The organism is Paenibacillus sp. J5 (genome assembly GCF_054955055.1).
On the sequence record NZ_JBUEDD010000008.1, the window covers coordinates 77,645 to 88,009 of the forward strand.

9 protein-coding genes are annotated in these 10,365 nt (G+C 49.6%); 3 read left to right on the plus strand and 6 right to left on the minus strand.

From position 1 onward, the window contains the following. Positions 1-152: 152 nt before the first annotated feature. The 5 genes from ACY1JZ_RS15780 to arfA all read right to left on the minus strand — a co-directional run bounded on the left by ACY1JZ_RS15780 (position 153) and on the right by arfA (position 7,490). Positions 153-1,451 carry a glycoside hydrolase family 27 protein gene (locus ACY1JZ_RS15780; protein WP_462630041.1) on the minus strand — a complete coding sequence of 433 codons (1,299 nt, stop codon included), beginning with the start codon at positions 1,449-1,451 and terminating at the stop codon, positions 153-155. Between the two features lie 131 nt (positions 1,452-1,582). Beyond that, complete coding sequence (locus tag ACY1JZ_RS15785; protein WP_270169941.1) at positions 1,583-2,458, minus strand: helix-turn-helix domain-containing protein; 876 nt, start codon at positions 2,456-2,458, stop codon at positions 1,583-1,585. A gap of 102 nt (positions 2,459-2,560) precedes the next feature. Continuing rightward, the gene (locus ACY1JZ_RS15790; RefSeq protein WP_462630042.1) at positions 2,561-3,997 is read right to left on the minus strand and encodes a Kelch repeat-containing protein; all 1,437 of its coding nucleotides are present in this window, start codon (positions 3,995-3,997) and stop codon (positions 2,561-2,563) included. Between the two features lie 401 nt (positions 3,998-4,398). Further along, positions 4,399-5,748 (minus strand): amidohydrolase family protein, encoded by a 1,350-nt coding sequence (locus tag ACY1JZ_RS15795; protein ID WP_462630043.1) that lies wholly within the window; start codon positions 5,746-5,748, stop codon positions 4,399-4,401. Positions 5,749-5,981: 233 nt separating this feature from the next. Then, positions 5,982-7,490, minus strand: coding sequence for an arabinosylfuranosidase ArfA (arfA, locus tag ACY1JZ_RS15800; protein ID WP_270169935.1), 1,509 nt, complete (start codon positions 7,488-7,490; stop codon positions 5,982-5,984). A gap of 150 nt (positions 7,491-7,640) precedes the next feature. On the opposite strand from arfA, the gene ACY1JZ_RS15805 reads away from it, so the two are divergent. Beyond that, a complete protein-coding gene (locus ACY1JZ_RS15805; RefSeq protein WP_270169933.1) occupies positions 7,641-8,552 on the plus strand; it encodes an ArsR/SmtB family transcription factor in 912 nt (303 codons plus the stop codon). Positions 8,553-8,599: 47 nt separating this feature from the next. Here ACY1JZ_RS15805 and ACY1JZ_RS15810 read toward each other — a convergent pair whose 3' ends face one another. After that, positions 8,600-8,983, minus strand: a complete 384-nt coding sequence (locus ACY1JZ_RS15810; RefSeq protein WP_270169931.1) for a YkvA family protein — start codon at positions 8,981-8,983, stop codon at positions 8,600-8,602. Positions 8,984-9,256: 273 nt separating this feature from the next. Here ACY1JZ_RS15810 and ACY1JZ_RS15815 point away from each other — a divergent pair, with 273 nt between their 5' ends. Together ACY1JZ_RS15815 and ACY1JZ_RS15820 are read left to right on the plus strand one after the other, a co-directional pair. Then, positions 9,257-10,150, plus strand: coding sequence for a DUF2268 domain-containing putative Zn-dependent protease (locus tag ACY1JZ_RS15815; protein ID WP_462630044.1), 894 nt, complete (start codon positions 9,257-9,259; stop codon positions 10,148-10,150). A gap of 35 nt (positions 10,151-10,185) precedes the next feature. Then, complete coding sequence (locus ACY1JZ_RS15820) at positions 10,186-10,308, plus strand: transposase family protein (RefSeq protein ID WP_462630045.1); 123 nt, start codon at positions 10,186-10,188, stop codon at positions 10,306-10,308. The last annotated feature ends 57 nt before the right edge of the window (positions 10,309-10,365 follow it).

The window sequence follows — 10,365 nt, forward strand, 5'->3', positions numbered from 1 at the left end:
TACCCGGTATAGTAAAATTCTCTCACTTTATTCGACAAACCGCAATCCTTTATTGCATCTTTTGACAATTGTTCTATATATGAAAAAACCCCGTCCGAATCTTCGGACGAGGCTACCTTCTCATTGTACTCGTTGTGTTAACTAACCGGGGACTATAACCCCCGCAGACGGTATAGCGCTGCGCCATGTGGAGCAACGACAGGAGCCAGCTCGCTGATCGCCTGCTCCGCACCGTCTACCTCCCATAGTGCCAGGGCGAGCACGCCATAGCCCAGCGCCAACTGCTCCAGCGGTACCGACACAGCCATGGGTGTCTCGCCGACATTGAAGCAAGCTACATAACGGACACCCTCCGGTCCCTCCGCTGTCCACACGATCGCCTCGCCATCGCGGTACAACTGCCGGGCGCCGAAGCTGTGGCGATGCATCTCCAATACGTGCCGGTTGGTCAGCAGCGACAGCGTCCATTCATCGTTATCCCGCAGTTCTCCGCCGAACATCAGAGGAGAACGGAAGATCGTCCATAGTGTCATCATCGTCAATTGCTCATCTCGAGTGAAGCGCGTCCAGCGATCATGCGTCTTGCTGGAGACGCCGCCATCTACGGAGCGAATGCCGATATGACCAAGCGGCAGCATATCGCAATCCGGCCAGCAGCCCGGCCCCGGTACGCCCTCCCAAGTCTTGCAACGATCGAACATATCAAGGAGCAGCTCCCAGCGGTCCCAATAATCATCGGTCATCCGCCACATATTCGCATTAGCGGCCAGCAGTTCAGTCTCATCCCGCGGCGCCGGGCCTGGTGACAGACTCAGCACCATCTTGCGCCCGCACTTGTCAATCGCCTCGCGAATCATCCGAATCTCATCCGTATGAATACCGTATAATCTCGAAGCGGCGATGTCATCCACCTTCACATAATCCACGCCCCACTCCGCATACAGCGCGAATAAGGAATCATAATACGCCTGTGCGCCAGGCTGATTGGCATCAACGCCATACATATCCGTATTCCACGGACAGATGGAATTCGTATGGGCAATCTCCCTTGCCCGCTGCTCCGTCCCTAGCAGAGCTGTGTTAGCATGCACGGCTTGCCGGGGAATGCCCCTCATAATATGAATGCCGAACTTCAACCCTAATCCATGCACATAATCCGCCAGCGGCTTGAAGCCCTGACCATTCGCTGCAGAGGGAAAGCGATTCGGAGCAGGCTGTAATCTGCTGTATTCATCCATCACAAGCGGCACGAACGGGCGATAGCTGGAGGAGACGGCATCCGGTTCATACCATTGAATATCCACGACGACATATTCCCAGCCATAAGCCTTGAGATGCTGCGCCATGTAGTCGGCATTTCCTCTTACTTCATCCTCTGTCACGGCCGCGCCATAGCAGTCCCATGAATTCCACCCAAGCGGCGGCGTGTTGCACCATTCATTATGCGGCATTGCTTCTCTCTCCTTCAAGCGATATAGATTCTTCCATACAAGACAATATTGCTGTATAGAATCTATAATAAAGCTTCATTCAGAAGATGAATACCATAATTATTTGCTCCATCATGTACAATATTGCTGTTTCAATCCCAATGAAGGCGAGTGAAGCTGCGATATTCGTAATTGCTGCGGAAGGCGCCAGGCGGAATGCCTGTATGCTTGCGAAACACCCGAATCAGATAGCTGCCGCTGCCATACCCCAGCTCGCTCGCGATTCGCTCCATGCTCCAGTCGGTATGAACAAGCAGCTCAGCCGCATGTCTCATCCGTATACGTTCGGCGTATTCGCTGGGGGTCAGCCCCGTTACTTTGGCGAAGGAGCGGATGAGATGGTATTTGGATAGGCCGACGATATCAGCCAGCTCCTCCAGCCCCGGAAGATTGCTGTACCTCTCCTCGATCAGTGCAGCCGCCCTGTGAATCTTGACCGGCCATTCCGCCCGCTCCGCTCTGCCCGAGGCAAACCGGAGCAGCTCCATCATGAGATGGTACACTTGGGAGGAGGCGCGATACGCATCGGCAATCCGGCCCGCGGACGCTTCTCGTACCAGGCCGCGCAGCGTCTGTATCGGAGCGCTGTCCACAGGTAACTGCGGCAATCTCCCCAGCTTGGAGACGAGCTCGCTCCACTGCGACTGCAGCGGCTCCTGGCGCAGCAGAATAAACAGGAAGCGCCATGGCTCCTCACCACCCGGATGATAATAGCGATGCTGACCAGGAATCTCCGCCATGAATGCTTGCCCGGGAGCAATACGATACACCTCTCCATCCTGCTCGAACACTCCTTCGCCAGTTAACGTGTACTGGAACAGATAGAGCGGGCCATCCGTGCGTTCCAGTCCATCCCATAGATAGCCGGCGGTCGCCATATCATACCCGACAGCATAGAGCGAGCAGAGCCGCCCTGCCCCCTCGGCAAACCGATAGCCGTATACACCATAGCGATCTTCATCCTGCATCTTCTATTCCCCTCCCTTAGGCAAGTGAACAGAATTAAAGAAAAGAACCTCGACATCAATTATAGCATTGGGCTATACGACGCAGAGGCGGGGCTATGAATACTAATTTTCTTGAATATACTCGTCTACATCAAAGGTAATGATTTTGTCGAAGATTATGTGATCCTTACGCGATTGGAATGGCCCCTTTGCATGTGGATCATCCATTGTGTAACGTGCTGAGCCAGTTCCGTCAGCTTTCGCATCGTACCAAGAGATAAATGCGTCTACCTCGCTCATCGATAGATCATATTCTTTCTCGATACCATGCACTAGAGTAATGGTTAGGATTGCTCTACCCGTTGAAGCTGGTGCCTGAGGAGTTGCAGATGCTTCATTGGAGTGTGCACTCTCTCCTCCTGCATTAACAGCTGTTACTGTGTAGTAGTAGGTCATACCGTTCGTCACATCCGTATCGGTGTATGTCACATCGGTTACACCTGTTGCAATTGTGGTATACGGCCCATTCTTAGTTGTGGAGCGCTTAATGTTATAGCCAGCCACATTGGTTACGGCAGACCATGCGAGATCAACTTTTGTATTGCCTCCTGTTGCTGTCAAATTAATAGGAGCAATTGGCAGCACTGGAGCTGGAGGAGCATACATTTCAACATTACTTAAAAAAAATGAATTGTACCCTCCCATTACATAAATAAATCCATTAACAGTAATAGCTTCTACACTATTACGTTTTGTTGACATGCTTGCTCTTGCAGTCCATGTATCCGCACTTGGATCATATTCATATACTTCATTAGTATAACTATTGCTTGAGCTAACATAACCACCAATAATATAAATCTTTTCATTTGCTGAAGCTAAACCTCGCCCGTCAACATAAACGGGTGGACTTGCCTTAGGAGTCCAAGAGTCTGTCACGGGATCATACATTACAGTATCTGTACCAAACGTATAAATTTTCCCGTTTACAGCTACTGATTTGTAACTTTTTATGTATGTAGGGATATCCGATTTAGTCGACCATGAATCCGTAACCGGGTCATATACGAGTACTTGCTTGGGTGATTTTGCCCCTCCCAAAATATAAGCCTTTCCATTTATTTCCGATACCCCAAACATTGCTTGTGGATAAGGCATTGGTGTTTTGGTTGACCATGTATTAGTTGCAGGATCGTAAGCTTCAACTTTGCTTAAGTAAGAACCTCCATTGACGGCCCCTCCGAATACATAGATCTTTCCAGCGATTGCTACAGCACCTGCAAATTCTCGGGCTGTGGGCATATCTGCTTTACTGGTCCAAGTATCTGTTACAGTATTATACTCTTCCACCTTAGCTATTGTAGTACTACTAGCATTTCGACCGCCGAATATATATATCTTCCCGTCCATTTCGGCGGTAGACATATATACCTTTGCTTCTAGCATGGGAGCTTTCGCCATCCATGTATCCTCCGCTGCGGAAGCAGGTACAATCGAAACAGATAAGAACATAATTATAGCCATGCTGAAACTTATAATAACTTTTGTTGCTATTTTCACTTTCTACTACCACCTTTACTATATTTTCTCGACAAACGTTATCTTATAAATAGAGTGAAGTGATGTCAAAACAAAAATATCCTAATAATAAAATATATGGATAAATAATTGAATATATAGGACTAATATCTTCGTATTGTAAGTATACATACCATTCAGTAAGGAAGGCGAGCAGAATATGACCGAGACTATTCACCATAACTTACTGACAAGTCATGATACCTACGTGAAACAGATAAGCGGAAAGATAGATCGATTCCCCCAAAATAAAAGCCAGGTGCAACAACCACATCGGCTGCACCTGGCAGATCATCAGTATTTCCCCTGCTCTCCTACGAAAATAAGCGTAAACGGCCGTCACCGTCCTAAGCAGGCAAAGCTTCGTTTCGCACGATACTCGCTTACTGTGTTGTACCAGCAGGAACGCTCCTAAGATAGGATACACTCTCGCTTGCGAGTGCTCTCACGTGATCCAGGTCCACATGCAGCAGCTTCCCGTGCCGCTTGACTGGACGCCCGGCCACGAAGACAGAATCTACATTGCCCGGATGAGCAAACTGTACCACGGCACCGATCGGATCCATCACCGGAAACAGGTTCAAATCGGTCATCCGTATCATAATCAGATCCGCTTCCTTACCTGGCGATAAGGAGCCGATCTTATGTTCAAGCTGCAATGCCCGAGCTCCTGCTGTAGTCGCAAATTGCAGCGCTTGCTCTGCCTTAATGTGCAAGGTGTCCGGCATATCGCCTGCATCGAGCACCTGCTGGTTCACTCGCGCACGCTCAGCCTGCAGTGCAAATTTCATCTGAGCAAACATGTCTCCGGCAGTAGACGTTACAACGTCTACACCTAGCGCCGGGATACCGCCATGCTCCAGGAAGCGTCCTGTTGCAGGGTAGCCGTGTCCCATCATCATCTCAATCTCCGGGGTGACAGATAAGGAAGCGCCCGCCTCAGCCAACATTCGGTACTCATCGCTGCTCATGGTGTTCGCATGCACCATATTCAGATCCGGGCCGAGCAGTCCAGCGTGATGGAGTTTCTCGATCGAACGATCATGCGGCCCCCAATTGCCAAAGCCGACATGCATTGAACAGACAGCATCCAGCTCGCGCGCGAGCCGAATGTCCTCAACTGTCGCCTCCCAACTGCTGAACTCCGGCCCTCTAATCGCTAGACCGAGTGTCAGGAGCTGATCCTCCGAGGAGAAATAGTCCCGCTTGATTCGATGTACATCCTGTGGGACCCGCTTCTGGCTCTCCCGGTCCCAATACTCGGTCTCTCCCGAAACCCCATAGGCGAACACCCCCCGAATTCCCGAAGCCTGCAAGCCGCTAATCAGCGCGTCCGCATGCTCAGGGGAATAGATCATCGTCCAGTCCAGCACAGTGGTAACCCCTGCATTAAGCGCTTCCAATGCCCCCAGCAGATTGGCAGCATGACAATCTACCGGACGCAATCTGCTGCCAATTCCACCGTAATAGAGGCTCTGAAGATAGTTCGGGAGCGACCAGTCTGTCCCGATCGTCCGCAGCAGAGATTCCCATACATGTCGATGCGTATCCACAAACCCAGGCATCACAATCATATCCGTAGCGTCAATTACTTCACAATCGGACACATCAAGCCCTGCCTGAATCGTTACAATTGTCGAGCCCTCAATTAGAATGTCTGCCCTCTCCAGATTCCCGATAGAATGGTCCAGTGTCAATATGTAGCCATTCTTGATCACACGACGTGTGCTCATTCGTCTCATCTCCTCCTGATTCGATTAGCCAACCGGTTCTAGGGTCGTATAATTACAGGATGCTTGAGTCAGCCAGAAGCTATAAAAATATTGCTTACTATTAAAATTATAGGTAATTTATTATATTTAGTCAAATACAAAAAAACTCTCTGCCCGCTTCACACCAGATTCGTCCGCCACTTACAGCGGAAGCAAAGCCGTTATTCACGAACAGAGAGCTTCTTCAGTTGGTGTTATTCCGGGCTGACCTGCAGCCGAATGACATTCCAGGACGCCTTGGACAATTGTGCGGTCACTCGGCCATCCTCCGCTTGCGCGTTGCCAGCGCCATGTGGCAGCACACGGTTGGGCGTCTGCACCGTATTGGCAGCCTTCAGATCGTCATGCTCCATAACGAGATGCTCGATCACAGCAGCCTTGCCGAAGCTGCGCAGATTCATCTCCAGCTCCAGCCCCTCCTCCAGATGACGGTTAACCGCGAAGATGGTCACCTCGCCAAGCTCCTCATTATAGACGCTCACGGCCTCCAGATACGGAACATCCGTGAAGTCCTTGGAGTCATACTTCGGCGAGCGGATGACCGGGTGCAGCACGGTTCCTCTTCCGTAGAGCGAAGCGTGCAGGAACGGGTAATAGGTCGTCTGCAGCCACAGTCCGCCGCCGGTCTCCGTCATAATCGGAGCGATCGTATTAATGAGCTGTGCCAGACAGCCAAGCTTCACACGGTCGGCATGCTTGAGGATGGTAATGAGGAAGCAGCCCACGGCCAGTGCATCCTCCATCGTATAGACATCCTCGAATTCAGGCGGTGCAATCTGCCAGCGCTGATCCGCACGGCTCGTACCGATCGTGTGCCATACATTCCACTCGTCCATGGACAGGTAGAGCTTCTTCTTACTCCGTTTTTTTGCCTGGATGTAGTCACAGATCGAGGCAACACTGCTGATAAATTGATCCATATCGAGTGACTTCGCCAGGAAGTTGGTCGTCTCGTTCTTGTTATTATTGTAGTACGTATGCAGGGACAAATAGTCAACCTGATCATAGCACAGATCGAGCACCGTGGCCTCCCACTCGGCGAAGGTCGGCATACCGCTGTTCGAGCTGCCGCAAGCGACCAGCTCCAGATTCGGATCCACCCACTTCATCACCTTGGCCGTCTCATTGGCCAGTCTGCCGTACTCGACAGCAGTCTTCGCTCCGATCTGCCATGGCCCGTCCATCTCATTGCCCAGACACCATGTTTTGAAGCGATGCGGCTCCTTATACCCATGTGCAATCCGCATATCGCTATAATAGGAACCGGAGGGATGGTTGCAGTATTCAACCAGATTCCGTGCATCATCTGCGCCGCGCGTGCCCAGGTTAACCGCCATCATGACGTCGGTTCCGGCTTTTTTGGCCCAATCTGCGAACTCATTCAGTCCTACCTGATTCGTCTCCGTCGTCCACCAGGCCAGCTCCAGCTTACGCTTGCGCTCCGATTGCGGCCCCACACCATCCTCCCAATTGTACCCGGATACGAAGTTGCCGCCGGGGTAACGGATGATCGGAACCCGCAGCCGCCGAATGGCCTCCAGCGCATCCCCCCTGAAGCCTTGCTCGTCTGCCGTCGGATGCCCTGGCTCATAGATGCCTCCGTATACTGCCCGCCCCAGATGCTCGATGAAGGAGCCATATATTCGCGGGTCTACCTCCGCCAGTTCAAAATCCTTGTCAATCGCCATAAATGCCTTCAGCATAATAATTCACGCTCCCAACTTGATTTAATGTTATAATTAATTCATGATCAACTTTTATGCAGTATATATTTATCATATCCTATTGAAGTAATCAATATATAAATTCATACTGAGATCTACTGTGATCCCAGCTCAAGTGCGGAGGCTTCTATGCAACTAACTACAGGGGAACAATCACTGATCGTATATGAAGCGCTAGCCAGCGCCGTGCGACTGAAAATTATTGACTTGCTGCAGCAAGAGGAAAAACATGTGAAGCAGCTTGCGGAGGAGCTTGGACTAAGCAATGCCATTACGAGCATCCATGTGAACAAGCTGCAAAAGGCGGGGCTGATTAGCTGCCGGAGCAGACGGATCGGCCAGGCCACCTACAAATTCTGCTCGTTATCCGCTCACCATCTGCAGATTAATCTCTCCTCTACCGGCGGTGCCTCGCGCAAGCTGATTGAAATCGCCGTGCCGGTAGGGCATTACACAGATGTACAGGCTGTACCGACCTGCGGGCTGGCTACGAGAGAACAGCTCATTGGACAATACGACGATGCGAGATACTTTCTCGACCCCCAGCGTGTCCTAGCTGGCATCCTATGGTTCTCGCAGGGCTATGTGGAATACAAGATTCCCAATTATCTGTTCCAGAATCAACAGCTCAGTGAGGTCGAGATTGCGATGGAGATCAGCTCGGAAGCGCCGCGCACCAAGGAACGATGGCCTTCAGATATTCGCTTCTATATGAATGGCACCTGTCTGGGCAAGTGGACAAGTCCGGGAGACTTCGGCGACCGTCCCGGCAGATTTACACCTGCCTGGTGGCCGCCGGATGTGAATCAATATGGACTGCTCAAGGTGCTGCGCATCCATTCTGGGGGAACCTTCATCGACGGGCAGCGCATCTCCGAGCTGCGGATTCAGGATCTGGAATGGGGGACTGGCTCATGGACGTTTCGCATCTCGGCCGAGGATACGCCGCATCACCGCGGCGGGCTGACCTTGTTCGGGAGGGGCTTCGGTAATTATGATCAGGATCTGCTCTTCCGTATCTATTACGATGCACAGCAGTGAATAAGGCAAAAAAACAGAAGGCGGGCTAGGCTCCACCTTCTGTTCTTCTATTTGACCAGCTTCTGATCCAGTTCTGCGAGCTCCTCCAGAGCGTCCGCGCCAAACCATTCTGCAAGTCTAGTTCTCGCCTTGTGACGAATGTCATCATTGATATATACAGCCACTGTGCCCAAGGCAGCCACAAGAGCCCCCAGATCATCGGTGAAGCCGACGACCGGCACCACATCTGGAATTGCATCGACCGGGTTGATGAAATACGCTAATGCACCGACAATAACCGTCTTCGCCCACGGAGGTACATTTCCATCTCGCAGACAATAGAATAACAGCAGCGCAGTGTACACCACCTTAACGCCCGCCTTCTTGCCGAATTTCTTCAGCTTCTCCCAGAAGGAGGCTTCCGTATATTGCTCATCAGCAGGAGTTGTCATATCATCACCTCGGAAGTTTCATCGTATGACTCGATTCTATCACAGCCCCACCTGTGCGACAAATAGATCAGGAATAGCATGCTACCTCTCCTCAGATGATCGACATACACTGGAAGAACTGTCGCATGCAAAATAATATCCTCCAACTATTGACTCTTACGTTGCGTAATCATTTATCGTAGTAGTTGAAGGAGGTGGTCATGGATGAGCTAATTTTATTAGCGAAGCGATGAACGTCTATTCAGATCATCAAAAATAACAAAGGTGTTAGCTATGAAAATAGTAATCGAAAATACAATCGAGCAGTATGAGAAGTTGTTTTCTATGGAGGAAGAAAAAGAAAACTACTTTCGGTATTCCATGATGAAGCCTTTTGAAAAGATGTGGAATACCATTAGTGTTCCTTTAAAAGCCAATCAACCTAATGGATATGATGTATTAATGGCTACACAAATGCTTGGGTATCTTGATATAACGGAAACCGAAATTGGAACGATAGCATTAGAGAATTTAAAGGAGATTCAAGCTCTTCAAACGGCATATGATACCTTGAATCACTGTGCTGATTTTATACAGGAGAATAACTTAAAGATGAATACTGATGAATTGAAATTTGGAATGTACATCGCTGATCCAAAGAAGCTCGAATTACAAAAAGGTTATTCTGGCTTCGGGGGAGTTCCAGGATTTATTCAAGTGTCAATTTTCCCTAACTCCTATAATGTTCCTAAAATCCCTGCTGTCATTGCACATGAGTTTCATCATAATATCCGTTTTTCTTATTTTGATTGGGATCATGGTAACGTTACAGTTGGAGATTACCTAATTATAGAAGGTTTAGCAGAGTCATTTGCAAAAGAGCTCTATGGAGGAGACCTTTTAGGTCCTTGGGTTACTTCTTTTGATAAAGAGGACTTAGAATACTCAATTGAAATAATAAAGGATGCTTTACATGTGAAAGGATTTGCAGAGGTTAGCAGTTATATGTTTGGTGACACCGTTGCAAAAGAACAGGGGTATCAACCTGTCGGGTTATCACCGTTTGCGGGATATGCAGTAGGGTACCAGGCAGTACAGTCCTTCATGAAAGCCAATAATGTGGGGATCGGAGAAGCTACCTTACTTAGTACAGAGGAAATACTAAACAATTGTGAACTGTTTTCCTAATAGCCTTTTTAACTACCGAATGATTCTTCTTTGATTTGCCGATGCACACAAAACGAGTGGGGATCTTCGTTAAAAGACAACGGTACAAATGTAAGGAATGCGGGGCTACATTGTTTGAGACGATGGCTATGGAATACTATTTTCCGATTACCCAATAAAAGAACCTCTACTTCCAAGGTTATACCCGGAAGTAGAGGCTTCAGAGTGGAGCGTCC